Origin of the sequence: Beijerinckia sp. 28-YEA-48, assembly GCF_900104955.1 — a bacterium.
Lineage (GTDB): Bacteria > Pseudomonadota > Alphaproteobacteria > Rhizobiales > Beijerinckiaceae > Terripilifer.
The window spans coordinates 4,725,604-4,752,352 of record NZ_FNSI01000001.1 but is presented as its reverse complement, the minus strand read 5'-3'; the positions used below and the strand labels follow the sequence as shown (position 1 = coordinate 4,752,352).

General features: G+C 62.8%; 21 protein-coding genes. 16 read left to right on the top strand and 5 right to left on the bottom strand.

Annotation, left to right across the window (positions count from 1 at the left end):
• The first annotated feature begins 71 nt into the window (after positions 1-71).
• From BLW50_RS22210 to BLW50_RS22190, 5 genes are all read left to right on the top strand, one after another.
• Positions 72-2,882 (top strand): cellulose biosynthesis cyclic di-GMP-binding regulatory protein BcsB, encoded by a 2,811-nt coding sequence (locus BLW50_RS22210; protein ID WP_170850294.1) that lies wholly within the window; start codon positions 72-74, stop codon positions 2,880-2,882.
• Complete coding sequence (locus tag BLW50_RS22205; protein WP_244544352.1) at positions 2,882-4,012, top strand: glycosyl hydrolase family 8; 1,131 nt, start codon at positions 2,882-2,884, stop codon at positions 4,010-4,012. Before BLW50_RS22210 ends, BLW50_RS22205 begins: the two co-directional genes overlap by 1 nt.
• Positions 3,997-6,675 (top strand): tetratricopeptide repeat protein, encoded by a 2,679-nt coding sequence (locus tag BLW50_RS22200; protein WP_090706691.1) that lies wholly within the window; start codon positions 3,997-3,999, stop codon positions 6,673-6,675. Before BLW50_RS22205 ends, BLW50_RS22200 begins: the two co-directional genes overlap by 16 nt.
• Position 6,676: 1 nt before the next feature.
• On the top strand, positions 6,677-7,843 hold the full coding sequence (gene bcsN / locus BLW50_RS22195; RefSeq protein ID WP_090706689.1) for a cellulose biosynthesis protein BcsN: 1,167 nt from the start codon (positions 6,677-6,679) through the stop codon (positions 7,841-7,843).
• 143 nt (positions 7,844-7,986) lie between these two features.
• Positions 7,987-8,256 carry a hypothetical protein gene (locus tag BLW50_RS22190; RefSeq protein ID WP_090706687.1) on the top strand — a complete coding sequence of 90 codons (270 nt, stop codon included), beginning with the start codon at positions 7,987-7,989 and terminating at the stop codon, positions 8,254-8,256.
• 16 nt (positions 8,257-8,272) lie between these two features.
• Here BLW50_RS22190 and BLW50_RS22185 read toward each other — a convergent pair whose 3' ends face one another.
• From BLW50_RS22185 to BLW50_RS22175, 3 genes are all read right to left on the bottom strand, one after another.
• Positions 8,273-9,274, bottom strand: coding sequence for an amidohydrolase family protein (locus BLW50_RS22185; RefSeq protein ID WP_090706685.1), 1,002 nt, complete (start codon positions 9,272-9,274; stop codon positions 8,273-8,275).
• A 140-nt stretch (positions 9,275-9,414) separates the two neighbouring features.
• Positions 9,415-10,323 (bottom strand): fumarylacetoacetate hydrolase family protein, encoded by a 909-nt coding sequence (locus BLW50_RS22180; protein WP_090706682.1) that lies wholly within the window; start codon positions 10,321-10,323, stop codon positions 9,415-9,417.
• Positions 10,324-10,399: 76 nt separating this feature from the next.
• Positions 10,400-11,629 carry a VOC family protein gene (locus BLW50_RS22175; RefSeq protein ID WP_090706680.1) on the bottom strand — a complete coding sequence of 410 codons (1,230 nt, stop codon included), beginning with the start codon at positions 11,627-11,629 and terminating at the stop codon, positions 10,400-10,402.
• Positions 11,630-11,911: 282 nt separating this feature from the next.
• Between BLW50_RS22175 and BLW50_RS22170 the strand changes: the two genes are divergently transcribed.
• Positions 11,912-12,688, top strand: coding sequence for a cyclase family protein (locus BLW50_RS22170; RefSeq protein ID WP_090706677.1), 777 nt, complete (start codon positions 11,912-11,914; stop codon positions 12,686-12,688).
• 2 nt (positions 12,689-12,690) lie between these two features.
• Here the strand turns inward: BLW50_RS22170 and BLW50_RS22165 are convergent, their stop codons facing one another.
• Complete coding sequence (locus tag BLW50_RS22165; RefSeq protein WP_090706675.1) at positions 12,691-13,320, bottom strand: invasion associated locus B family protein; 630 nt, start codon at positions 13,318-13,320, stop codon at positions 12,691-12,693.
• Between the two features lie 259 nt (positions 13,321-13,579).
• Between BLW50_RS22165 and BLW50_RS22160 the strand changes: the two genes are divergently transcribed.
• The 9 genes from BLW50_RS22160 (at position 13,580) to BLW50_RS22120 (ending at position 24,480) form a co-directional block, all read left to right on the top strand.
• Positions 13,580-15,904, top strand: coding sequence for a bifunctional salicylyl-CoA 5-hydroxylase/oxidoreductase (locus BLW50_RS22160; RefSeq protein WP_090709531.1), 2,325 nt, complete (start codon positions 13,580-13,582; stop codon positions 15,902-15,904).
• A 12-nt stretch (positions 15,905-15,916) separates the two neighbouring features.
• Entirely contained in the window at positions 15,917-16,309 is a 393-nt protein-coding gene (locus BLW50_RS22155) for a RidA family protein (RefSeq protein ID WP_090706672.1), read from the top strand.
• Positions 16,310-16,392: 83 nt separating this feature from the next.
• Entirely contained in the window at positions 16,393-17,151 is a 759-nt protein-coding gene (locus BLW50_RS22150; RefSeq protein WP_090706670.1) for an SDR family NAD(P)-dependent oxidoreductase, read from the top strand.
• Entirely contained in the window at positions 17,145-17,618 is a 474-nt protein-coding gene (locus BLW50_RS22145; protein ID WP_090706668.1) for a MarR family winged helix-turn-helix transcriptional regulator, read from the top strand. The genes BLW50_RS22150 and BLW50_RS22145 overlap by 7 nt, the downstream gene beginning before the upstream one ends.
• Positions 17,615-18,427, top strand: a complete 813-nt coding sequence (locus BLW50_RS22140) for an enoyl-CoA hydratase family protein (protein ID WP_090706665.1) — start codon at positions 17,615-17,617, stop codon at positions 18,425-18,427. The genes BLW50_RS22145 and BLW50_RS22140 overlap by 4 nt, the downstream gene beginning before the upstream one ends.
• Before the next feature lie 2 nt (positions 18,428-18,429).
• A complete protein-coding gene (locus tag BLW50_RS22135) occupies positions 18,430-19,578 on the top strand; it encodes an acyl-CoA dehydrogenase family protein (RefSeq protein WP_090706663.1) in 1,149 nt (382 codons plus the stop codon).
• Complete coding sequence (locus BLW50_RS22130; protein WP_090709529.1) at positions 19,578-21,203, top strand: AMP-binding protein; 1,626 nt, start codon at positions 19,578-19,580, stop codon at positions 21,201-21,203. Before BLW50_RS22135 ends, BLW50_RS22130 begins: the two co-directional genes overlap by 1 nt.
• Positions 21,204-21,363: 160 nt before the next feature.
• Positions 21,364-23,094, top strand: a complete 1,731-nt coding sequence (locus tag BLW50_RS22125) for a tetratricopeptide repeat protein (RefSeq protein ID WP_170850293.1) — start codon at positions 21,364-21,366, stop codon at positions 23,092-23,094.
• A gap of 186 nt (positions 23,095-23,280) precedes the next feature.
• Entirely contained in the window at positions 23,281-24,480 is a 1,200-nt protein-coding gene (locus tag BLW50_RS22120) for an FAD-dependent oxidoreductase (protein ID WP_090706657.1), read from the top strand.
• 159 nt (positions 24,481-24,639) lie between these two features.
• Here BLW50_RS22120 and BLW50_RS22115 read toward each other — a convergent pair whose 3' ends face one another.
• On the bottom strand, positions 24,640-25,521 hold the full coding sequence (locus BLW50_RS22115) for a LysR substrate-binding domain-containing protein (RefSeq protein WP_210186112.1): 882 nt from the start codon (positions 25,519-25,521) through the stop codon (positions 24,640-24,642).
• A 164-nt stretch (positions 25,522-25,685) separates the two neighbouring features.
• On the opposite strand from BLW50_RS22115, the gene BLW50_RS22110 reads away from it, so the two are divergent.
• Positions 25,686-26,657, top strand: a complete 972-nt coding sequence (locus BLW50_RS22110; protein WP_090706652.1) for a Bug family tripartite tricarboxylate transporter substrate binding protein — start codon at positions 25,686-25,688, stop codon at positions 26,655-26,657.
• Positions 26,658-26,749: the final 92 nt, after the last annotated feature.

Here is a 26,749-nt window from a genome sequence, read left to right as displayed (position 1 = left end):
GACAAGAGAAAATGCGTCACAGCCGGTCCATATCGTTTGCAGCGAAGCAGACGCTCGCCGCGGTCATACTCATGGCCGCCACCAGCGCGCATGGGCAGCCGATATTCACGACCGCGCCGCCGAGCTTGCAGCGCCTACAGCCGATGACGTCGCAACCATCGCAGCCGTCCCAGCCGCAAACGCCCTCCGATCTCTACGGCGTCCAACAATTGCGCCGGTCGCTTCCCCCGCAGGCCAGCACCGAGACGCGCGCGCCGCCGCGCCAGATTCCCCTCGGCCCCGCGCCGACGACGGCTGAAGCGCCAGCCGCCGCACCGCAGGTCCCCGTCGCTCAAGCGCCAGTTGCGCCTGCGCCCGTGGCGCAAGCCCCAATGGCTCAAGCCCCTGTGGCTCAAGCCCCTGTGGCGCAAGCCCCGTCAACGGCCCAGACCGCCCCCGTCGCGCCGGCGCCCGGGATGGCCCCGGTCGCCATTCCAGCTTCGCCGCAAATGGCCGCGCCGAAACCGTTCACGCCAACGGCCCAGCCGCGCCAGCCCATCACCAGCCATATCGGCTCGCTGAAGGAAAACGGCGTCGTTCTGCGGCATCTCTCCAACAATGTGCAGGGCTTCCGCCTGACCGGCGAAATCGGTTCGTCCGAATGGCCGCTCTACATGACCGAAAGCCAGATTCAGCGTGGACTGAAATTCCAGATCGGCTTTCTGTCGGCGGTCTCCGTCATGCCGGAGGCGTCCTATCTGACCTTGATGATCAACGATCAGACGGTCGGCCGCACCAATATCACCGGCTCGCGCGGCGTGCGCACCGCCGTCTTCGACATTCCCGACGGCCTGATGAAAGCCGGCTTCAACTCGATCCGCATCATGGCCGAGCAGCGCCATCGCGTCGATTGCTCGCTGCAAGCGACCTATGAATTGTGGACGCAGATCGACCCGACCCAGACGGGCCTTGTGCTTTCGGGCAGTGGCGCCGTCACCAATATCGCCGAACTCGCCGCCCTGCCCGTTGACGAACAGGGCGCCATGCCAATCCGCGCCGTCATCCCCGGCAAGACCAGCGTCGCGGGTATCGATCGCGTCATCCGCGCCACCCAGATGCTGGCGCTCTACGGCCGCTTCCAGCAGACCGTCGTCGATGTCGGCCCGCTCGCCGACGGCATCCATGGCATCAATCTCGCCATCGGCACCATCGCCGAGATCGGCAGCCTGCTCGGGCCGATGAATGTCGGTCAGGTGCTGGGGCCACGCGTCGTCATCGTGCCGGCCTCCGGCGGCAAGCGCACCACCGTGGTCTTCACCGGCCGCACCGATGAAGATGTGAACGCGGCGCTACGCCAGTTCGCCATCTCGTCGGAACTGAAAGGCACGCCGCAAGGCATTCGCGCCGCGCAGGCTTTCCCCGGCTATCGGCTGTTCGGCGGCGAACGCGTCAAACTGCGCGATCTCGGCGTCATCAGCCAGGAATTCAGCGGCCGCCTCTTCCGCGTCGGCTTCAATGTGGTCCTGCCACCGGACTTCTATTCCGCCGATTATGCGAAAGTGATTCTCGACCTCGCCGGCGGTTATGCGCCCGGTTTGCGCGCCGGCGCCCAGGTCGTCGTCAGCGTCAACACCCGCACCGCGGTCAGCTTGAGCCTGCCCAAGAGCAGCGGCGACGTCTTCCAGCGCAATCCGATTCCGATTCCCCTCGGCACCCTGCGCCCCGGCCTCAACCGCATCGAAATCGAGGCGCAACTGGCGGTTCCCAGCGACACGGCTTGCGACCCCCTCGCCGCCATCACCGGCCAAAAACGCTTCCTGTTGCTCGATTCGACCGAGATCGAATTGCCGAAAATCGCCCGCATCGGCCGCATGCCCGACCTTGCGGTGACCGCGACCGGCGCCTTCCCCTACGCCGCCGCCGAAAAGCGCCCGGTGCTTTATGTGCCAGCGCCAAGCAAGGAAGCGATTGGCGCTGCCGCGACCATCGCCACGCGCCTTGCCACCTCCGCCGGTAAGCCGATCGATTTCGAATTGACCTTGAGCGCGCCAACCGCGGAACAAGGCCCCGCCCTGATCGTCGCGCCGGCGCTCTCCGTGCAAGGCGACACGTTCAAATCCGTCGGCCTGCAGCAGCAGGCCATCCTCGACAATTGGAACGAAGCGGTGAATGCGGAAGCCGCGCCTCTGTCCGATCAATTGACGCGCACCGAAGCCATGGCCCGCCATCGCCTCGTCCTGCAACGCAACTTCCCCGCCGCCTGCCACATGCCAACGCCGCAAGGCGGCTATCGCACCGCCGAGGCTTCAGCCAAATTCACCACCGACCGGTTCGCCGTCGGCGCCATCGGCGAGGCGGACAAGGGTCTCTACGATGAGTGGGATTCCAATATCCGCAACCAGGGCGGCATCATTGGCAGAGCTGTCAACACCTATAACCGTGTCGTCGATTGGGGCAGCTCTCTCTTCAGCGATACACGCGGCTGGATCGGCGACCACTTCGAGGTGCGCATCCAACGTCCGGTCCTGACCCGCCAAGCCTCGCTCGTCATGGCCCAGGATCTGACCGGCAGCACCCCCGACGGCGTACGCACCCTGGTGACAGCGCCAAACGCCGCCATGCTCGCGCAGTCGGTCGCCTGTCTGATCGACCCGCGTGTCTGGCAGCAGATCAGCGGCCGTGTCTCGGTGTTGAACGCCGCCGAAGGCGCCATGGTCGATATCCCGGTCGAGAACGCCCGGTTGGTGGCGACGCAACCGATGTCGATCGACAATATGCGGCTGATCGCAGCCGGCTGGCTGTCGCTGAATCGAAATATTTACGTTCTGTTGGCCTTCATACTGGCGCTGGTTCTAGCGTGTGCCACGCACTGGTTCTTGAAGGGCGTGGGTCGGAGTACATGATGCGTATCCTGAAGGCGATCGTGACCGCCTCGCTGTTGTTTGCGTCCTCAGTCCAGGCGCAGACCGTGACGCCGGCCAATGTGCCGGCGAGCGAGCCGCGGCGCGCTCTCGCCCTGGATGCGCGCGTGCTGCCGCTCGGCGGCACGTTCAAGGCCTTGCAATATTGGCAGGCCTATAAGGCGCGCTTCATCACCAACAACGGCCGCGTCGTCGACACCGCCAACGATCTCATCAGCCATAGCGAAGGCCAGGGCTATGCGATGTTGCTGGCGGTCGCCGCCAACGACCGCTCGACGTTCGACCGCATCTGGACCTGGACGCGCGCCAATCTGATGGTGCGCGACGATCAGCTGATGGCCTGGCGCTGGTCGCCCAATCATCGCCCTGGCGTCTCGGACATGAACAATGCCAGCGACGGCGATATTCTCGTCGCCTGGGCGCTCGCCGAAGCCGGCGAGCTATGGGCCGATGTCTCCTATTATATTGCCGGGCGGCGCATTGCCGTTGAAGTCGGCCGCAAGCTGGTTCTGTTCAAGAGCCAGCAGGGCGCGCTGCTGTTGCCGGCGATCAACGGCTTCTCCGCCGGCGATCGACCCGACGGCCCGGTGCTGAACCTGTCCTATTATGTGTTTCCGGCCTTCTCGCGGCTTTATCTCGTCGCGCCCGAGCTCGATTGGAACGGGCTGACGCAGACCGGCCTCGACCTGATGAAGACGGCGCGCTTTGGCCCGCAGAATCTGCCGACCGAATGGATCTCCATCCGCGACAGCGGCATCCGGCCAGCCGACGGCTTTCCAGCGCAGTTCTCCTATAATTCGATCCGCATTCCGCTCTACATGGCTTGGGCCGGCGTCGGCGATTGGGACAGCTACGCACCGTTCTACGCTTGGGCCAACCGCAAGCGCGGCACGGTCGCGGCCATTGAAGTAAGTTCTGGTCGCGAAGTCGAACAGCTGAGCGAAGCCGGCTATGCGAGCATCGCGGCCTTGGTGTCTTGTGCCGTCGATCAGACACAGATCCCCGCCAATCTGCGGGCGACGCGCGACGCCGACAATTACTATCCGACGACCCTGCATATGATGACGTTGCTGGCGATTCAGATGAGGTATGCTTCATGCCTCAGAAATTGAAATCGCGGCTCCTGAGCCTGAGCGTTTGCGCCGCCGCGCTTGTCGCGGCGTCGACGGCGTTTGGCCAAAGCGATTTCATCGTCGATGGCGCACAGCCACGCCCGGCGATCGCGCCGGTGCCGGCCCGACCGATTGATCCACAGCGGCCCGCGTCCAGAGAGACCGTGCAATCGCTGCCTGGCCTCGGCTTGCCTTTGGGACCGGGCGAGACAGTCGACGATTCAGCTCTGCGTTACTACGCCTCGCTCAACCAGACCCAGCGCGTGCAGACGGAAATGCGCCGCCTGCAACGGCTCTATCCGGGCTGGGAAGCGCCGGCCGATCTCTATGATCAGAGCAAGACGGGCGGTGAGGACGAACAAGCCTTCTGGGATTTGTTCGCCGCCGATCAACTCGACGATTTGCGGGCCGCCATCGATCAGCGCGGGCGCAGCGAGCCCGGCTGGAATCCGTCCGCCGAGCTGACGCAAAAACTGGCGCGGAAAACCCAGCGCAACCGCATTCTCGGCCTCTTCAACAGCGGCCGGCTGCAGGACCTGCTCGACACCCTTAAGAAAGACAATTTCAATTCGGAAGACGCCGACGTCGACGTGTTGTGGGCGATCGCCGAGGCCTATGCCAAGACCAAACAGACGCAGGATGCGCTCCAGACCTACAAGTCGATCCTGACGATGAACCGCGAATCCGACGTGCGCCTCGCCACCATCCAGAAGGCGATGGCGACCTTGCGCACGTCCGATGTCGAACAGCTGATCGCCATGGGCAAGAACGATGAATTTGCCCGGATGCAAACCGACGTCACGCGCATGCGCATCAGCGCTTATCTGCATGATGAGCGGCGGGACGAAGTTCCGGCGCCAGAGCTGAAGACCTTCGAGGATTACGCCCGCAGCGCGAGCGATCCCAACCAGGCCGGCCTCGTCGCCTGGTACTATTACAAGGCCAAGGCGTTCCGCGAAGCGCTGGAATGGTTCAAGCTGGCGCTTGAGCGCGGCGGCGATGCGATGATCGCCCATGGTCTCGCCCATTCGCTGCGCGAACTCGGCATGTATCGCGAGACCGAGGAAGTCGCCTATGCTTGGCGGCAGCCGCTGATCAACAACGCCATCCTCTTCATCGATATTCTCGAGCGCGATCTCACCAAGGAAGTGCCGCCCTATATCGAACCGGAGCGGCTGTTGCGCTATGCGCAGGTGACGATGGACATCGGCTCGGGTGAAGGCGCTCAGGCGCTCGCCTGGTATGCCTATAACTCCTGCCAGTTCGACACCGCCTACGAATGGTTCTCCCGCGCCGCCGCCTGGTTCCCGAAAGAGGGAACCGTCTATGGCCTCGCCGTCTCCGCGCGCCGCACCAAGCGGATGAAGGAATATGTCGAGCTGATCAACCGCTACGACGGCCTTTTCCCGAAGGTCATCGAGCTGGTCTTCCCCGACGGCGTCCGCAAGCCGCCGACCTCCTGCGATCTGCAAAGCGCTTCGCCCAAGCAGCGCCAGCAGATGCTGAACGGCTATTACGCGGCGCAAAGTTCCTTTGCTGGGCAACAGACCATGTATCTCGGCCAGGCGGCACCGCGCACAACGGGACCGGGACCTGGAGCTGGACCCGGCGGTCTACGCCCTGGCTATAACGGCGGCAGCGTGCAGCAGTTTACGCCGATGCAGCAGGGCTATGGATCGTGGCAGACGGCGGCACCACCGATGCCGAAGCTCAATCCGCAGGAATTCCCGGTTGCGATCGGTCCGGAGAATCCGCTGCGCTTTGCCTCGTCCGGCAAATGGTTCGGCAAGCCGATGCCGATCGCCGCCAGCGGCACCATGGCGCTGACGCCGATGGCGACGGAATATTATCGTGGCCCTTATCCGCTCGTGGCGCGGCGCGTGCCTGGTGTCGGACCGATGCCCTATGAGCGCTACGGCTTTGCACTGCTGCCGGGATGGAACGGCATAACCACCGCGAGCGAGCCGCGTAACGCGGAGAAAGCGCCCGAGGGCACGATCTGGACGACCCAGCAGGCGGAGGACGCTCTCGCCACCCGCGGCACCTCTCAAGGCGCCGGCGGCGATGCTCTGCGTCAAGATCTCGAAGGCATAGCCAATATGCTCGGGCAGTTGCCCCGCGTGCCGCCGCCCGCCGCCGTCATGGGTGGCAATTTGGGTGGCATGACGCCCTTCACGCCGGCGCAGCCGCAACCGACGATGCAACAGTTCCAGCCTGGCGGCGGCCGGCGTTCGCAGATCGATCGCACGCCAACAGGCAGCGGCGGCATCACCAGGATCGCGCGCAGCAGCGCCACCGACGCTTCCTCGCCGGCGGCACGGACGCTGTCGTTGTTGGCTTTCCTGAAGCCGCGCCCGATCGATCCGGATGCATTACCGGCGGCTCCGGCACGGGCGCCGCAGGCGAAAGCCACCGACGACGCCGGCCGCGAAGCCGTCGCCCGCTATAACGATCAACACTACAGCGCCGCACTGGCAGCGCTCGATCGCCGCGCCCGGTCCCTGCCGGAACCGCTCGACCTGCGTCTCGTGCGCGGCTGGTCTCTGCTCAACCTCGGCCGGTTGGGTGAAGCCCGACAGGTCTTCGACAATCTCAACACGCCCGCGCCCGTGGCGTCGGCGGAATTCATCGTCACAGCGCCCATTGCAGAGGAGGGCCACTAACATGAAACATTGGTTTGTCCTGCCTCTCGTGCTGCTCACGGCCGCCTGCGGCAGATCCTCCAGCGAGCAGCGCTTTCTCTCACGTGATGAATCCACCGCCACGGTCGCAACCGTTCCCGTCACCGCCAATCCCACTGGCGACGCGACCTTCACCCAGGCCGTGATGTTGCTGCCGATCGAAGCGGGCGCGGTGACGCGCATCCGCGAGCGCAACTATCCCAATGGCACGCGCCAGGATATCGTGATGGGCTTCGATGCCGGCACGAAAGCCGAGAACGTGCTCGAAGTCAGCATCGAAACCGCATCTTCGCCCGGCGGCCCGAACATGCTGCAGGCCGGCAAGCCGTCAGAGCGCGGCATTCAATCGGAGATTCTGTCGCGGTTTCGCGGCATTCAGATGAACATCGTCACCAAGCCGATGCAGAATGCGCTCGGCCCCTTCGGTCTCGCCATCGGCAAGCAGAGCAACGGCCATCGCTGCATCTACGCCTGGCAGTGGGTCGACAATATTCGCGACGCCGGACCAAACCGTTCAAGCTTCGCGCGCTTCGGCTCGGTGCTCGGCGGACGTGCCGCACCGGCTTCGATCCGCGTGCGCCTGTGCAGCGGCACCAAGGACCTCGATACATTGGCGAGCGCCGTCGAGTCCTTGCAGATGGGCGAGCCGGAAGCCCTCGCCCGTGTGCTGATGATGGATCGCCGCAATATCGATCCAGGTGTCGCCGCCGTTGACAGCGGTCGCGGCGTAGCGGCCACCGGGATCACCGCCCCCGTCACCCGGGTCGGCAGCCTGGAAAGCGCTCTGAGCGGCGGTCGCCCCGTCACCGAAGCCCGGCAACAAGTGGCAGCCCAGCCGCGCCCGGCCCGGCGCGTTGCCCGCCACAAGCCGCGCGAACCGCAAGACGAGCCGCGTCAGGCCGCCAGTCCCCCGGTCCAGCAGCTGCCGCCGGCCACCACCCTAGTACCGCAGCAGCCACCCCAGCCCAGCGGGCCGCGCTACCTCGGCCCGGTGCCCCAGCAGGCGGCAGTTCCGCAGATGGCCCCGCAAGCGGGAACTTATGCCTCGGGCGCCCCGGTGCCGCAGCGGCTCAACCCCAACCTGCCGGCGCAGGCCTATCGCGGCCCAACGTCGCAGGAGCCGTATCGGCCGCCCAATTCCCGTCAATAAACTGACAAAAAAGCCTTTTTTCCGCCCCGGCTGATCTTTGTGGTCATCCGGAGCGAAACCGATCCGGCTGTCGCGCGTCATACAGTTGTTGTATTCGACGGCGGAGCGCCTATTTGGCGGGTTCGTCGTGCCTGGGAGTACCCATGTCGATACCTGAGTTCGAACAGATGCTACATGCGGTCCTGCCCAGCACTGGCAAGACGTCGCTGACACTGACCGAAGTTCCTCGCCATGAAGGCGAGTTGCTGGTGTTGCTCGAAAAGGCCGTTCTCTCCGGCGCGCGTTCCAACACGCCGCTGACGGAAATCCATTTGCCCAAGGATGCCTATCCCGCCATGGAAGCGGAGTTCGGCGACATCCCGGTCATGGATTCCGGCCACGCCGACGTCATCCGCCTGTTCTTCGAACCGTAGTTTCTTGGAACCGTAGTTATTGCGGTCTGCGGACCCGCGCCAGAGCGCGTGCCGCATTGTTGTGCAGGATCGCCGCCTTCTCCGCGTCGGAAATGCGAGCGTCGGCAATCGCCTTGTTCGTCCAGTCCATGCCGAAACCGGTGCCGTCCGAGCCATAGACGATGCGCTCAACCCCATAGCAATCGACGGCCAATTCGATCGCCTTGGCGCCCAGTGAATTGCAATCGACCAGCACCGAGGCTTCCCGGATCCGCTTCGACGGCAATTCGTCCTGCGGCCGGTCGAGCAGGCTGCGGTGATCGAGCCGGTCGACCTCGAAGGGGATATTGCCGCCGAGATTGTGCGACAGCACCGTCACGTTCGGAAAAGACTTCAAAAAATCAGTCATGCAGAAGGTGATCATGTTCGACGACAGGCGCGCCTGCATGTCGAGCGTGCCGACCCGCGAATGGCCATTGTCCGAGGCATCCACCTTCGGCGCCTCCGGATCGTCGGCAATCTTGGCGTAGTGAACCAGGAAGACGGCGCCCAGCGCATTGGCGGCCTCAAACAGCGGCCGGAACTTTTCGGCGCGCTTGGTGGATAGAAAGCCGTCGCCCGGCAGCAATGCTCCGACCATGCCCGGCATGGCCATGATGCGATGAAATTCGCTCAGCGTTTCCTGCATGTCGGCGACAGGCAGTGCGGCAAGGCCGCTGAACCGTCCCGGATATTGCGCACAAACGGCGGCCACCGCATCGTTGAATGCTTGGCAGAGCGGCACCGCCTCGGCGCTGGGCAGCCGCTCGACGCCGTAAACCGGGGTCAGGGACAACACACCGCACGCGACACCGGCCTTGTCCATTTCGATGATGCGCTGCTCAGCACTTTCGCGCTGCGCCAAAGGCGAGGAATTGAACGAGGATTCGAGATATTCGCGACCGTCGTCCTTGCGGCGAATGAACGGCGGCGTGCTGCGCGCCCGCATGGCGTCGCAGAAAGCCTCCGGCAGCCAATGCGCATGCATGTCGATGGTCATGGGCTCTCTCCCAGGCGTTCTCCTGCAACGTCCAACCAAAATCGCGTTTGGTCTAGGACGCCGCTCCCTCGCTATTTTATTGCTGGTTGATCCAGCTTGAAAAAGCTGTGCCCGCCGCAGCGGGCACAGCCCAAACAGTCTTAGTCGACGATCTTGTTGCGCAGCACGCCGATGCCTTCGACCTCGGCCTCGACGATGTCGCCGACCTGCAGGAATTCCGGCTTCTTCATGCCAGCGGCAACGCCCGACGGCGTGCCCGTGGCGATGATGTCGCCCGGCTCGAGCGTCAGCGCGCCCGACAGGCTTTCGATGATGCGCGGCACGCCGAAATAGAGGTCGGACGTGTTCGAATCCTGGCGGATCTTGCCATTGACCTTGAGGGTCAGGTTATGGCCGCCTGGCTGACCGAATTCGTCGGCGGTGACGACATAGGGGCCGATCGGGCAATGCGAGTCATAGCTCTTGCCCTTGAAGAACTGGCCGTGATTGCGCTGCGCGTCGCGGGCGGTGACGTCGTTGACGACCGTATAGCCCCACACATGCTTGAGCGCATTGGCTTCGGAAATGTTGCGACCCTTCTTGCCGATAACGACAGCAAGTTCGACTTCGTAATCGAGCTCGTTGGTGTAGTCGGCGTGCCGCTCGACCTTGTCCTCGTGGCCGACGATGGTGGTCGGCGGCTTGGAGAAGAATTCCGGCATTTTCGGGTAGTTCGGCGGGATGCCACGCGTGGCGGCCATTTCTTCGATGTGCAGCTTGTAGTTACGGCCGACGCAGAAGACGTTCTTCGTGGCGCCGGGCAGCGGCGTCGCGATCTTCACCTTCTTGAGCGGCGTGAACATGCCCTTCGGCTTCGCCTGCGCCGCCTTGAGGGCCTTCTTGGCCGTCGACAGGGCGCTCGGGCCGCCAGCGATAATGTCGCGCAGCGTGTCGGGCAGGTCGGTCTTCAAAAGCTTCTTGGCCGCCAGCACGACGTCGAGCACACCATTCTCTTCGTCCAGTACGCCGACCTTCAACTCTTTCCCGGATTTGTAAGTCAGAAACTTCACGTTATCGTCCTCATCATTGCGATCCGGTCACGATGACCGTCCCGAATTTCTTAAGCCCAGCCTTTATCCCCAGCCCTCAATTCCAAGGCCCGAGATAGACCTCGCCATTAAAGCTGTCGCTCTGCGCCGGCAATGTCTGCGGCCAATTCGCATTATCGACCTTGCGGCGCAAGTTCGCCGGCATCGGCCGACCGTCCCAGCCGATCTGCTCCATGTGATGATAGAGCTGAATGGCGTGGCCATCGGGATCGATGGCGAAGGCGCCGTAGTCGACACCGGGAAATAGCTCCGGCGGCAGCTTGCGCACGGTGACGCCCTCACCCTCCAGAAACGCCACGGCATCGCGCAATTGCGTATAATCGCCGACCTGAAAGCCGCAGGAGAACAGCGATGTATGGGGGCTCAGGCCGAGTTCCTCACGCAGCGCCACCGGATAAATCGCCAGCGAATGGTGCTCCGTATTGGCGCGCAGGAAGGTGCAGCGATGGCCGTTCCACGTCACCTCCTCGGTGAAGCGCAGTCCCATCGTATCCCGGTAGAAGGCGGTGACGGCGTCAACGTCTTCGGCGAAGAGGCGGATCGGCCCGATCTTGGTCACCTTGAACGGCCGACCGAGCAGAATGCCGCCGACATCGTATTTTTCGTCCAGCGGCTCCTTGAAACGATAGCCGTCGGCGACGGCGATCTTGGCCGCCAGTCCTTCCTCGACCTCGGCGAATTCGGAGCGGTGCGGCAGAGCCGGTGAATCGTGATAGTCGCGCCGATGCATGCCCTTAGGCTTGCTCAGGCCGTCCCAGCCGATCTGCTCGATGCCATAGTAGATTTCATTGGTGTGGCCTTCCGGATCGACCGGATAGGCATGCCAATTGGAACCCGGATTATCGCGGCCGGCGCGGGCGACGCGGATGCCGCCGCCCTTCAGCCAGGTCGAGCCGTCGACGACCTCGCGCAGGCTGCCGACCTGCCAGGTGATCTGATTGATGGTCATGTGCGGCGGCAGGTGCTTCAGCAGCACCCGGCGCACCCGGCGCGGAAACAGCACGAAGGAATGATGGTCGGTGCCGTGGCGCATAAAATAGCCGATGCCCGATCCGTGCTTGCCCTGCTCCTCGGCCGGCATGCGCGCGCCAAAATCGATCGGATCGGCAATCTTCAATCCGAACATGCGGGTGTAAAACGCGATTCCCGCATCGATGTCGTGCACGTCCAATCCGAAATGGCCGAGGCGGCGGATTTGAAAGGGCCGGTCAAGCACCACGCCGCCCACGTTGAATTGCCGTTCTCCGACCCGAATATCTTCAGGCATAGCGTCCTCCCTTGTCGCGCGCAGGACCTTTGGTCTTGGTTGTCAGGAAGATCATGTTCCAAACAGTGTGTGTCGCCCGCGCCCGCAGCCGGCGATCATCGCTCGCATCGGCAGCGCGAGAACCTAGCGAGTCGCAAGGGGTCTTGTCCACCGGGCCGATGTAAAAACACCACTGTCGCCGCAGCTTTCGACAGTTCGATCGCTGTAGGTCGACACGCCGGCCGCATCGACAAATCAGCGAATATGGAGAAACTGGCGATAGCATTGGATCGGGAGGATGCCATGGGCCGCCGTATTGTCGACATTTCCGTGCCGCTGGAAGCCGGGATCGCCTCGGATCCACCAGGCCTCGAACCGAAAATCAAGTACATCGACCACAAGGAGCAAGCCCCGCAGGTCGCCCGCTATTTCCCCGGCCTGAAACCGGAAGACCTGCCCGACGGCGAGGGCTGGGCGATCGAGCATTGCCAGATCACCACGCACAACGGCACCCATCTCGACGCACCCTGGCACTATGCCTCGACCATGGATGGCGGCAAACGCGCCATCACCATCGATGAAGTGCCACTCGATTGGTGCTTTCAACCGGCGATCAAACTCGACTTCCGCCATTTTGCCGACGGCTATGTCGCCACCGCTGATGATGTGGAGAAGGAGCTGGCACGGATCGGCCACAGCCTGCGGCCGCTCGACATCGTTCTGGTCAATACCGCCGCCGGCACCCGCTACGGCCAGCCCGATTATGTGCCGACCGGCTGTGGCATGGGCCGCGAGGCGACCCTGTATTTGACCTCGCGCGGCGTGCGCGTCACCGGCACGGACGCTTGGTCATGGGACGCGCCCTTCGGTTTCACCGCCCAGCGCTATGCGCAAACCGGGGACGCCAGCATTATCTGGGAAGGCCACAAGGCCGGCCGCGAGATCGGCTACTGCCACATCGAGAAATTGCACAATCTCGAAAACCTGCCGGCCAAAGGTTTCTCGGTCGCCTGTTTCCCGGTGAAGGTGAAGGGCGGGTCTGCCGGCTGGACCCGCGCCGTCGCCATTTTCGAGGACTGAGCCTACTTCGCCAACTGAGCGAGACGATCGAGCGCCGCCGAAAAGCCCTTCATCGAGACGCGGAACACCACCGGCTCGTCATTCTGCAGGTTGAGCGAGGCGACGCTGATGTTCTGCGCCTTACGCAGCGCATCCACCGAGGCCGCCGGAATGGTCAAAGGCGCGATACAGCCCTGGGCGACGCAGGCCGAATAGCGCAGGCCCTGGCCAAGCGGCTTGTCGTCGAGCCGCACGATCGCACCGGCATCGAGCTTGACGCCGAGCGGCATCAACACGGTGCCGGTCAGATTGTTGTCACGCGGGACATCGAGATCGATGGCGAACACCGTCTGGCGAGTCTGGCCGTTGCCCTGCGCTTGCGACAGCCGGCACAGCTTGCGGTCATTGGCGATGCGGCAATCGACGGTCCAATCCTCGTAGACTTCGTTGATGGCCGTAGCGCCATTGGCGAGACCGGTGGTCGCCGCAGCCGGAGCACCGGCCGGCGTGTTCTGCGCGGCGCGCCGCAGCCGCTCCATGGCGGCGGCCGTATCGGCGGCCGACGGCTCGGCGGTCTGCGCCAGCGCGGTGCCGGCCACGAGCAGCGCGCCGGCGGCGCCGAAAACAGTTTTGAATGAGAAAAATGAAAGCATATCAATGGTTCCCGCTACATTTGTCCGCTGCGCGATAAGCCATATCGCCCACGAAAGCCAGCACGTCATGCTGCGCAAAATCGTCGTCGTCGTGACACTTGTTCGCTAGAATAGATCACTGCAGCACGCCGCCCCACCTCTCAGAGCCGAGTCTTTGCCCAGGTCCCTGGCACAGCCGAGGTCCTTGACAATATTTTAAACCTAGATATTTTAAGCTTGAAATAATTGAGCAGCCCGCGCCCAGACTGGGGAGATGCCCTTGCGTATCGTCTGCATTGGTGGAGGACCGGCCGGCCTTTACTTCGGCCTGCTGATGAAAAAGCTGCACCCCGAACATTCCATTTCGGTGGTCGAGCGCAACCGTCCCTATGACACGTTCGGCTGGGGTGTCGTCTTCTCCGACGCCACCATGGAGGCCATGCGCGCCTGGGATCCGGAAAGCGCCACCGAGATCGAGGACGCCTTCAACCACTGGGACGACATCGAACTGGTGTTCAAGGGCAAGAAGCTGCGCACCAGCGGCCACGGCTTCGTCGGCATCGGTCGCAAGAAACTGCTCAACATCCTGCAGCGGCGCTGCGAAGCGCTTGGCGTCGAACTGGTGTTCGAACGCGACGTCAATTCCGATCTCGAATTCGCCGACGCCGATCTGATCATCGCCTCCGACGGCGTCAATTCGAAGATCCGCAACCGCTATCCGGAGGTCTTCCAGCCTGATCTCGTGGTGCGGCCCAACCGTTTCATCTGGCTCGGCACGAAGAAGCTGTTCGACGCCTTCACCTTCGATTTCCAGCGCACCGAACACGGCTGGTTCCAGTCCCATATCTATAAATTCGACGCCGAGACCTCGACCTTCATCATCGAGACCACGGAAGAGACCTATCTCGCTCACGGCCTCGACAAGATGAGCCAGGACGAGTCGATCGCCTTCTGCGAAAAGCTCTTCGCCGAGACGCTCGAAGGCGCGCCTTTGATGACCAATGCGCGCCATGTGCGTGGTTCCGCTTGGATCAATTTCAGCCGGCTGATCTGCGGCAAGTGGAGCCATTTCAACGGCCAGTCCCAGGTGGTGCTGATGGGCGATGCCGCTCATACCGCGCATTTCGCCATCGGCTCGGGCACCAAGCTTGCCATCGACGACGCCATCGAACTGACCCGCCAGTTCCAGACCCATGGCCACGCCAAGGAAAACATCCCCGAAGTCCTGAAGGTCTACGAGGAAATCCGCCGGGTCGATGTCGCCCGCATTCAAAACGCGGCGCGTAATGCCATGGAATGGTTCGAAGTGGTCGGCGAGCGCTATGCCGACACGCTCGAGCCGGAACAGTTCATGTATTCCATGCTGACGCGCTCACAGCGCATCAGCCACGAGAACCTGCGCCTGCGCGACAAGACCTGGCTGGAAAGCTTCGAGCATTGGTATGCCGAACGCGCCGGCGTGAAGGGCGAGAAGAATAAAAAAGAGCGCGGCCTGCCGCCAATCTTCACGCCGTTTACGGCGCGCGGCGTCACCCTGCCAAACCGCATCGTCATGTCGCCGATGGCGATGTACTCAGCCACGGACGGGCTGATCAGCGATTTCCATCTCGTCCATATCGGCTCGCGCGCCATGGGCGGCGCCGGCCTCGTCTTCGGCGAAATGACCTGCACCTCAGCCGATGGACGCATCACGCCGGGCTGCCTTGGCCTATGGAACGAAGAACAGGCCGCCGGCTGGCGCCGCCTCGCCGATTTCGTGCATCATAACAGCGCGGCCAAGATCGGCATCCAGATCGGCCATGCCGGCCGCAAGGGCTCCACCAAACTGGCCTGGGACGGCATCGACCAACCGCTCGAAAGCGGCAACTGGCCGCTCTATTCAGCCTCGGCTCTGCCCTATCTGCCCAACAGCCAGGTGCCGCATGCGATGACGCAAGCGGACATGGCGCGGATCAAGGCCGACTTCGTGCGCTCGGCCGAGCTTGCCGTCACCACCGGCGTCGACTGGCTCGAACTGCACTGCGCCCACGGCTATCTGCTCTCGAGCTTCCTGTCGCCGCTGACCAATCAGCGCAACGACGAATACGGTGGCAGCCACGAGAACCGCGCCCGCTATCCGCTTGAGGTCTTCACCGCCGTGCGCGCCGTCTGGCCGAAGGACAAGCCGATCTCGGTTCGCCTGTCCTGCACCGACTGGGCCGAGGGCGGCAACACGGCTGACGACGCCGTAATCTTCGCCCGCCTGTTCAAAGAAGCCGGCGCCGACATGATCGACTGCTCCACCGGCCAGGTGGTGAAGGAAGAAGTGCCGGTGTTTGGCCGCATGTGGCAGACGCCGTTCTCCGATCGCATCCGCAACGAAATCGGCATCGGCACCATCGCGGTTGGCGCGATCTCCGACGCCGACCAGGCCAACTCCATCATCTCCGCCGGTCGCGCCGATCTGTGTGCTGTCGCCAGACCGCATCTGGCCGACCCGGCCTGGGCCCTGCATGAAGCCGCCAAGATCGGCCTCACCTCGATCCCCTGGCCGAAACAATATTATTCCGGCAAATCGCAATATGAGACCCTGCTGGCCCGTGCTGAACCAGCGCGCGTGAAGTGAGCGAGAGACACCATGCATCAGATCCTGCAACCTGACGGCTGGAAGAAGCCCATCGGCTATTCCAATGGCATATCCGCCACGGGCCGCACCATCCATGTCGGTGGCCAGATCGGCTGGAACGCCAATTGCGAATTCGAGACCGACGACTTCGTCGCCCAGGTGCGCCAGACCTTGCAGAACATCGTTGATGTCCTCGCTGCCGGCGACGCCAAGCCCGAGCACATCGTCTCGATGACCTGGTACTTCACCAACAAGCGCGAATATCTCGACAATCTGAAAGGCATCGGCGGCGCCTATCGTGACATCATCGGCCGACACTATCCGGCCATGGCCGGCGTGCAGGTGGTCGCCCTGATCGAAGATCGCGCCAAGATCGAAATTCAAGCCACGGCGGTCGTGCCCTAACGGAAGCATTTTCGAGCGAAGTGGAGGCCGGTTCGCGTGAAGAAAATGCGTCAACTACAACCGACTAGCCCGCGGGAGGGACAATGAGCGTCAAACAGCATGCTCTTGTGACGGGAGGAGGAACCGGCGTCGGCAGGGCTGTTGCTCTGGCGCTGGCGGACGCCGGCATCGACGTCACCATCACCGGCCGCCGCGCCGCACCCCTCGAGGCGGTGGCGAAAAACAATCCGCGCATCGACATCGCCGTCGCCGATGTCACCGATGAGGCCGCCATGGCCGCCGTTCATGCCAAGGCCGACGCGGACGGCGCGCCCTTCGACATTGTCATCGCCAATGCCGGCATGGCGATGAGTGGGCCCGCCGCCCGCACATCGCTTGTCGATTGGCAGACCAGCCTCGCCGTCAATCTCACCGGCGCCTTCCTCACCGTGAAGCCGGCGCTGAGCCCCATGGCCAAACGCAAGAGCGGCCGTATCATTTTCATCGCCTCGACCGCCGGCCTCAAGGGCTATGCCTATGTGGCGCCCTATGTCGCCGCCAAACATGGTGTCGTCGGCCTGATGCGCGCGCTTGCGACTGAGACGGCCAAGAGCGGCGTCACCGTCAACGCCATCTGCCCCGGCTTCACCGAAACCGAACTGCTGGCGGATTCGATCGAGCGTATCACCGCCAAGACCGGCCGCAGCGCCGAAGAGGCCCGCGCCGAACTCGCCGCCGCCAATCCGCAAGGACGTTTCGTCCAGCCACGAGAGATCGCCGCCGCTGTGCTCTGGCTGATCGGCGATGGCGCGCAGTCGATCACCGGCCAGACCATCTCCATCTCCGGAGGCGAAACATGGTAGCCGCCCGGCCTGCCGCGCTTGCGCCGCAAGCCGGCAAAGAGCGGCTGCGGCTGTGGATCCGCATCCTGCGCGTCTCGCGCCTGATCGAAGCGGAGCTGCGCGACAAGCTGAAAACCGAATTCGACACCACCCTGCCGCGCTTCGACGTGATGGCCGCGCTCTACCGCGAGCCCGACGGCATGTTGATGAGCGATCTCTCGCGCTATCTTTTGGTCTCCAATGGCAATGTCACCGGCATCATCGATCGTCTGGTAGCCGATGGCTTTGTCGTGCGCGCCTTGCGCGAAGGCGACCGCCGCACCTCCATGGTGAGCCTGACCAAGAGCGGCCGTACCTTCTTCGCCAAAATGGCCGCCGTTCACGAAGGCTGGGTCAATGCCCGTCTCGCCGACATTGGCGAAGGCGAGGCGCATGAACTGGCCTCCGTTTTGCAATCATTCCGCAGCAATTGGGAAGCCGAGACATGACAGCTATGGCCACACGCAAGCCGCAGCATTTCTTCTGGGAAGTTAGCGATCGCATCGCCCGGGTGAAGCTTCTGCGCCCAGAGCGCAAGAATCCGCTGACGTTTGAATCCTATGCCGAGCTGCGCGACACGTTTCGCGATCTCGTCTACGCCGACGACATTGACGCCGTGGTATTTCTCTCTAACGGCGGTAATTTCTGTTCCGGCGGCGATGTGCATGACATCATCGGCCCGCTGATCGGCCTGGACATGAAGGGTCTCCTCACCTTCACGCGCATGACCGGCGATCTCGTCAAGGCGATGATCCATTGCGGCAAGCCCATTATCGCTGCTGTCGACGGCGTCGCGGTCGGCGCCGGCGCCATCGTTGCCATGGCCTCCGATATCCGGATTGGAACGCCGCAGGCCAAGACCGCCTTCCTCTTCACCCGCGTCGGCCTTGCCGGCTGCGACATGGGCGCTTGCGCCATCCTGCCGCGCATCATCGGCCAGGGTCGCGCCGCTGAACTGCTGTATACGGGCCGCACCATGAGTGCGGAAGAAGGCGAGCGTTGGGGTTTCTTCAACCGGCTCGTCGCACCCGAACAGCTCGACGCCGAGGCGATCGATCTCGCCAAGCGCATCACCGCAGGACCAACCTTCGCCCACGGCATCACCAAGACGCAGCTGAACCAGGAATGGTCGATGAGCCTCGATCAGGCCATCGAATCCGAGGCGCAGGCCCAGGCGATCTGCATGCAGACGCAGGACTTCGGCCGCGCCTACGAGGCTTTCGTCGCCAAGCGCAAACCCGTGTTTGAAGGAAACTAATCATGCCCGATCGTTCCTTTCTGCACTGGCCCTTCTTCGAAGATCACCATCGCGCCCACGCCGAAAAGCTCGACGCCTGGTGCGCCAAACACCTGCCCGTCGATCATGGCGATGTCGACGCCGCCTGCCGCGAACTCGTCGCCATGCTCGGCCGCGACGGCTGGTTGCTGCCAACCGCCGTTGACCCCGCCGATCCCAAGCCCCTCGACGTGCGCACCTTGTGCCTGACGCGCGAAACCCTCGCCCGCCACGATGGCCTCGCCGATTTCGCCTTCGCCATGCAGGGCCTCGGCACCGGCGCGCTCAGCCTCTACGGCACGACCGAGCAGCGCCAGTGGCTCACCAAGACCCGCGCCGGCAAGGCGCTGGCAGCCTTTGCTTTGTCGGAGCCGCGCTCCGGCTCCGATGTCGCCAATATGGACATGACCGCGCGCCGTGATGGCGATGGCTATGTGCTCGACGGCGAAAAGACGTGGATTTCCAACGGCGGCATCGCCGATTTCTACATCACCTTCGCTCGCACCGGCGAAGCGCCAGGCGCCAGGGGCCTCTCGGCTTTCCTCGTGCCGGCCGAGACGAAGGGGTTGACCATCGCCGAGCGCATCGAAGTGATCGCGCCGCACCCCTTGGCCCGCCTCGCCTTCAAGGACTGCCGCGTGCCGGCTTCCGCTTTGATCAGCAAAGCGGGCGATGGCTTCAAGATCGCCATGTCGGTGCTCGACGTCTTCCGCTCGACCGTTGGCGCGGCGGCGCTCGGCTTCGCCCGCCGTGCCCTCGATGAAAGCCTGACGCGCACCACCAAGCGCGAATTGTTCGGCGCGCCATTGTTCGACCTGCAAATGGTGCAAGGCCATCTTGCCGACATGGCGCTCGATGTCGATGCCTCCGCCCTACTCGTCTATCGCGCCGCCTGGAGCAAGGATAATGGTGCGCCGCGCGTCACCCGCGAAGCCGCCATGGCGAAACTCTATGCCACCGACCGCGCCCAGAGTGTCATCGACAAGGCCGTGCAATTGCACGGCGGCGATGGCGTGCGCCACGGCCATATCGTTGAAAGCTTGTATCGGGAGATCCGTGCGCTGCGCATCTATGAAGGTGCGTCGGACGTGCAAAAAGTGGTCATCGCCCGGCAGATTATGGGAGGCGCATGATGTCAGGACTAGGCCCCACCGCGCATATCGACACCTTCACCCGCGACAATCTTCCGCCGCTCGATCAATGGCCGCAGCTCCCGCTCAGCGGCTTCAACTATCCCGACTATCTCAATGTCGGCGTTGAACTCACCGACCGCATGGTCGAGCGCGGCTTTGGTGACAATACGGCGCTGATCGGCAACGGTCGGCGCCGCACTTACAAAGAGCTGTCCGACTGGACCAACCGCCTCGCCCATGCGCTGGTTGAGGTCTATGGCGTCAAGCCCGGCAATCGCGTGCTGATCCGCTCCGCCAACAATCCGGCCATGGTTGCCTGCTGGCTCGCCGCCACCAAGGCCGGCGCCGTCGTCGTCAACACCATGCCGATGCTGCGCGCCGGCGAACTGGCCCAGGTCATCGACAAAGCCGAGATCAAACTGGCGTTGTGCGACACCCGCATCAAGGACGAACTCGTCGCTTGCGCCAAGGAAAGCCAGTTCCTCGAACAGGTTGTCGGGTTTGACGGCACCGCCAACCACGATGCCGAACTCGATCGCATCGCCCTCGACAAGCCGGTGAAGTTCGAGGCCGTGAAGACCGGCCGCGACGACGTCGCGCTGCTCGGCTTCACCTCCGGCACCACCGGCAAACCCAAGGCGACAATGCATTTCCATCGCGACCTCCTGATCATCGCTGATGGCTATGCCCGCGAAGTGCTGAATGTGCAGCCAAGCGACATCTTCGTCGGCTCGCCGCCGCTCGCCTTCACCTTCGGCCTCGGCGGACTGGCGATCTTTCCGCTGCGCTTCGGCGCCGCCGCGACGCTTCTGGAAAACGCCTCGCCGCCGAACATGATCGAGATTATCGAGAACTATAAGGCGACGGTCAGCTTCACCGCGCCCACCGCCTATCGCGCCATGCTCGCCGCCATGGACAAGGGCGCCGATCTGTCGTCGCTGCGCGTCGCTGTCTCCGCCGGCGAAACCCTGCCGGCACCGGTCTTCGAGGATTGGGTGCGCAAGACCGGCAAGCCTATGCTCGATGGCATCGGCGCCACTGAGATGCTGCACATCTTCATCACCAATCGCTTCGACGACATGGCGCCGGGCTCCACCGGCCGCCCTGTCAGCGGCTATCAGGCCAAGATTGTCGATGATGATATGAACGAAGTGCCGCGCGGCACGCCCGGTCGCCTCGCCGTGCGCGGCCCGACCGGTTGCCGCTATCTCGCCGACGAACGCCAGAAGGTCTATGTGCGCGACGGCTGGAACCTCACCGGCGACACCTTCGTCCAGGACGAGGACGGCCATTTCCACTTCGCCGCCCGCTCCGACGACATGATCGTCTCGGCCGGCTACAACATCGCCGGCCCCGAGGTCGAAGCAGCTCTGCTCTCCCACGAGGATGTGCGGGAATGCGCGGTGATCGGCGCCACCGACCCCGAACGCGGCCAGATCGTCGCCGCCTATGTGGTGCTGTGCGACGGCATCGCGCCCGACGCCCTGGAGATCAAGAAGCTGCAGGATCACGTCAAGGCAACGATCGCGCCCTACAAATATCCGCGTGCGGTGAATTTCGTCGAGGCGCTACCGAAGACACAGACAGGTAAAATCCAGCGCTTTCGATTGCGCGAAGGCGCGTAAGCGCTTCGGAAATAATCTATTTCGGTAGGCGACAAGATGGACGTCCGCGATCTTCGTGGACGTCCATTCCATGCGTCGCAACCATCCAATATGGCCTGTCATCCAATTTTCGGCTACGAATCCGATAATTTCGCAGAACGAAAATCATTGGAGACGGACGATGATACGGACGAAGGCCCACGCCCTCGGATTGTTTTCGACGACGACGGCTTTGGCGATGATTCTTTTCAGCGCGTTGCCCGCCGCCGCGCAATCCTTTGAAGAGCTGCAGCAACAGTGCAACAGCGACGAGTCCACCGACGACCAGACGATTTACGGTTGCAATGGCGTGATCGCCGGCAAGGCGTCGCGCCGCGATGTCACCACCGCCTATAACAATCGCGGCTATGCCTACGACAACAAGGCGCAATATGATCGCGCCATCCAGGACTATAACGAAGCCATTCGCCGCGATCCCAAATACGCGCTGGCCTATAACAATCGCGGCTTCGCCTACCAGAACAAGGGCGACTACGTCCGCGCGGTTCAGGATTACGATCGGGCGCTCAAGATACAGCCGAAATATCAGAAGGCGCTCGAGAACCGCGCCAGCGCCCTCGTCGTGCGCGACGCGCAAGCCAGGGGCGACCTGCCGGCGAATTACGGCGCGCTGCGAGCCATGTGCAACAGCAATGCCTCCAACGACGATCAGACGATCGCCGGCTGTAACGGCATCATCGTGCCCGGTAAGACACCGCCGGACGATCTGGTGCCAGCCCTCAACAACCGCGGCTATGCCTATAACAACAAGAGCCAATACGATCAGGCCATTCGCGACTACAGCGAGGCGATCCGCCTGCGGCCCGACTATGCGCTCGCCTTCAACAATCGCGGCCTTTCCTATCAGAACAAGGGTGACTTTGCCCGCGCCATCGCCGATTTCGATCAGGCCCTCAGGTTCCGGCCGAACTATCAGAAAGCCGTCGATAACCGTGCCCGCGCCATCAAGGTGCGCGACGCCCAGGCCACCGGCGGGCTGCCGGCGAATTTCGGGCAGCTCAAGGCGCTGTGCAACAGCGATGCCTCGACGGATGACGAGACGATCGAAGGCTGCAACGGCGTGATCGCCGCCGCCAGCAATGGCGCGCAACCGGACCTGGCCACCAGCTACAACAACCGTGGTTATGCCTATAATCGCAAGGCTCAATACGATCGCGCCATTGCAGACTATAGCGAGGCCATCCGGCTCAAGCCCGACTATACCCTGGCCCTCAACAATCGCGGCATCGCCTATGAGAACCAGAGCGACTTCAATCACGCCCTGGAAGATTTCGAACAGGCGCTGCGCATCCAGCCCGAATATCAAAAGGCCATCGACAATCGCGCCGAGGCCATGAAACTGCGCGAGGCTGTTGCCACTGGCGATCTGCCGCAAAATTACGGCCAGCTACGGGCCTTGTGCAACAGCAATGCCTCGACCGACGACCAGACGATCGAGGGCTGCAGTGGCGTCATCAGCGCCGTCAAGCCACCGCCGGACGATCTCACCAAGGCTCTCTACAATCGCGGCATCGCCTACAATAATAAAAACGACAACGACAAGGCGCTGCAAGACTATGATCAGGCGATCAATCACAAGCCGAATTACACGATCGCCTTCAACAATCGTGGCCTGATCTATAGCCGCAGGGGCGAGCACGACAGGGCTATTCTCGATTTCGACCAGGCGATCCGCATCGATCCAAACTATGCCCTGGCCTACAACAATCGCGGCCTCGCCTATTTCCGCAAAGGCGACTATGGCCGCGCCATCGAGAATTACGATCAAGCCATCAAGCTGAACCCCGACTATCAGCGGGCTATCGACAACCGCGCCGACGCGGTGAAACGCAAAGCGCAAGCCGGGCGCTGAGGACTCACCTGGACGACGCCTTATAAGTCCAGCCCCGGGGCCACCCTTCGCCACCGACTTGAGCGAAACTCAAGTTCTGTTCGGGATTCATCAATTGATCTTCCGCGGCCGAATTCTAAGCATCGGCCCGGATGATCGAGCGCCTCGGCGTTCCGTCATCGTCCGGTTCCACATGAGGATGATGTGATGGATACGAATGTGCTGCCCGTCGTGATTGCCGGAGCGGGCCCTGTCGGCATGGTCGCCGCCGCCGATCTGGTGCGCCAGGGCGTGCCTGTCACCGTTCTGGAGGCCGGCGCCGAGCTCAGCCGCGAGTCGCGCGCCTCGACCTTTCATCCACCTACCTTGGACATGCTCGACGATCTCGGCTTCGCCAAAACGTTGATCGCGCAGGGGCTGAAGGCGCCGCAGGTGCAATACGGCTCGATGATCGACGGCGAACTCGGCACCTTCGATTTCGCCGAGATCGCCGATCTGACGCGCCATCCCTTCCGCTTGCAGGCCGAGCAGTTCAAGCTCACGCGCATCATTCTCGACGCGCTGCAAGATAACCCGCTGTTCAACATTCACTTCGGCACGGAACTCAAGGGCGTCTCGCAGGATGAACAGGGCGTCAGCCTCAGCTTCACCGGACCGGACGGAGACGGCACCTTGCGCTGCGCCTGGCTCATCGGCGCCGATGGCGCCAACAGCATCGTGCGCCGCAGCCAGAACATCCCGTTCGAAGGGTTCACCTGGGCGGAGCGTTTCCTCGTCATCACCACGCCGGCCGATGTGGAAGCGGCACGTCCCAATGTCACCTCGGTCAGCTATTGGGCCGACCCACAGCGCTGGCATTTCTTCCTGCGCATCCTCGATGCCTGGCGCATCATGATCCCGGTACCGCCGGATATTCCCGACGAGACCGTTACCAGCGCCAGCTTCGCCCGCGACATGCTCACCAGCATCCTGCCCGAAGCCACCGATGCGCCGATCAAGCACACCACGCTCTATCGCGTCCACCAGCGCGTCGCCGACCATTTTCGTGAAGGCCGCACGTTTTTGGCGGGCGATGCCGCCCATATCAACAATCCGCTTGGTGGCATGGGCATGAACGGTGGCGTGCATGATGCCCTGAATCTAACCGCTCTGCTTGGGCCGGTCATCCAGGGCAAAGCCAATGCAGCCACGCTCGATGCCTATGACCGCCAGCGCCGCACCGTGACGATGGAGGCCATTCAGAACGGCACCATCCGCAACAAGCGCAATCTTGAAGCCAAGACGCCGGAAGATCGCCAGGCTTTCCGCGATGAGATCAAGACGGCGCTGTCGACCCGCGACAACACCCGCGCTTTCCTGCGGCGCATCGCCATGTTCGACAGCCTAGAGCGCGCCGCGAAACTCTAGCAGGTAAAGGTCGCATCCGGGAATGGCGCGCGAACACTCGATCGTCATTGCGAGCGAAGCGAAGCAACCCAGGACCAAAGTGCAGAGTTGTTGACGTAAATAGACCTGTACCACAGGCATTTCTTCACACTCTACCGCGTGCTCTGGATTGCTTCGTCGCTAGTCATTGCCGCGAAACAGCCGAACCTGGTCCTGCAGCCAGGCTCGGAAATGCGACAGCAACGGTTCATCCGCCTGCCATTCGGGATAGGCAAAGTAATAAGCGCCTTTGCTGCGCACGGATTTATCCGACAGAATCTTCAGCGCGCCGGACTTGAGCTCCGCTTCGATCAGAAATTCCGGCAGCAGCGCCACGCCTTGTCCAGCGCACGCCGCGCCGATGAGCATGGCCTGGATTTCGAAGCGCGGCCCGCTCATGAAATTGAGATCCGACAAGCCGTTGGCCACGCACCAAGACTGCCACGCGCTGGGGCGTGTCTTCAAATGCAGCATCCGCTGCCGGATCAACCGTTCCAATTGGCCGCTGCGCCGCCCGGTCAACAGTTTCGGGCTAGCGACAGGCACCAGATCTTCCTCGAACAAAAAGTCCGACAAGGCGCCCGGCCAGTTGGCATCGCCGAAACACAGCGCGCCATCGATATCGGTGCCATCGAACAAAAAGCGCTCGCTGCGCGCGCTGACATTGATGGTGACATTGGGATGTTGCGCGTAAAAGCTGGACAGACGCGGAATGAGCCATGACGAGCCAACCGTCGGCAGCGCGGCGATTTCGAGATTACCGCCGGCGCCCTCAAGCGACATGACTTTGAGCGTGTCGCGCTCCAGCCGTTCCAGCGTGTGCGAGATGTCATTGGCGTAGGCGCGGCCCGCGCGCGTGAGCGAAAGACGTTTCTTGATACGGTTGAACAACCGCACGCCGAGATGCTCTTCAAGCAAAGAGATCTGCCGGGAGACAGCGCTTTCCGTCAACGCCAGCTCATTTGCCGCGCGTGTGATGCTCTCGTGGCGTGCAGTTGCCTCAAAAGCAAGCAACGCATTCATGCTGGGGATGCGGCGACGAATGGGACTTTTCCGAGTGGTTTTTCAGGTCTTGCCGAAAACTCAAGAACTCTTCAACTTAACTCGTTTGCCCGCATTGTACAGCAATTTTAGGCTTGTCATGAGCCTTAGCCTTAAGCCTTCGTCTTCCAGCAAAGAGAGAAGCCATGACCTTCCGGGCCTTGAGTATCGCGATCGCAACTTCCGTTTTGACGCTTGTCTCCATGCCCGCCATGGCCGACTACCCCGACAGGCCGATCGTTCTTGTCGTGCCGTTTCCCGCCGGCAGCACCAGCGATACGATCCCGCGTTTGATCGCACCGATCATGGGAAAGTCGCTCGGCGGATCGGTCGTCATTGAAAATCGCGCTGGCGCCAATGGCTCGGTCGGCGCGACGCGCGTCGCGACCGCTCCGGCAGATGGCTACACACTGCTGCTCGGCACGACGGGCGTGCTGGCGATCAACCAATGGATTTACGCGTCGCCGCAATACTCACCCGAGAAGGACTTCGCGCCCATCATCAACCTCGCCGCGACACCCAACATCATCGTCGTCAATCCGACGGTCAAAGCCAATACGTTGCAGGAGCTGATCGCGGAAGCGAAAGCCAAACCCGGCACGCTCTCCTTTGCCTCCGCCGGCAACGGCAGCACCAGCCATATCTGCGGCGAAGCACTGAAGGTGATGGGCGGCATCGATATCATTCATGTGCCCTATCAGGGTCCGGCGCCGGCCATTCAGGACGTGCTCGGCGGTCGCGTGTCGATGATCTGCGACAACCTCTCCAACGTGGTGCCCTATATCAACAGCGGCGATCTGAAGGCGATCGTCGTCACCGCCACCGAACCGAGCCCGCAGCTGCCGAAAGTCCCGACATCGCCCCAGGCCGGATTGCCGAACCTTGAAGCCGGCATCTGGTACGGCATCGTCGCGCCGGCGGCGACACCGCGCGACATTATCGAGAAGCTCAACAAAGCCATGGCTGAAGCGCTGCGCGACCCGACCGTCAAATCGCGCCTCGAAACCCTGGGCCTGACCGTCATCGCCGATATGCCGGACCATTTCAAAACCTTCATCGCGCAGGAAGCCGCCCGGATGGAGAATGTGGTGAAACTGTCCAAGGCGCGCATTCAGTAGGCAGTATCCCACGCAAGAAGTGCCCAACATCTCCGGCGGAAGATCAGCTTCCGCCGGATTTATGCCCCGATCGTATTTCGACGGAAGCCCCG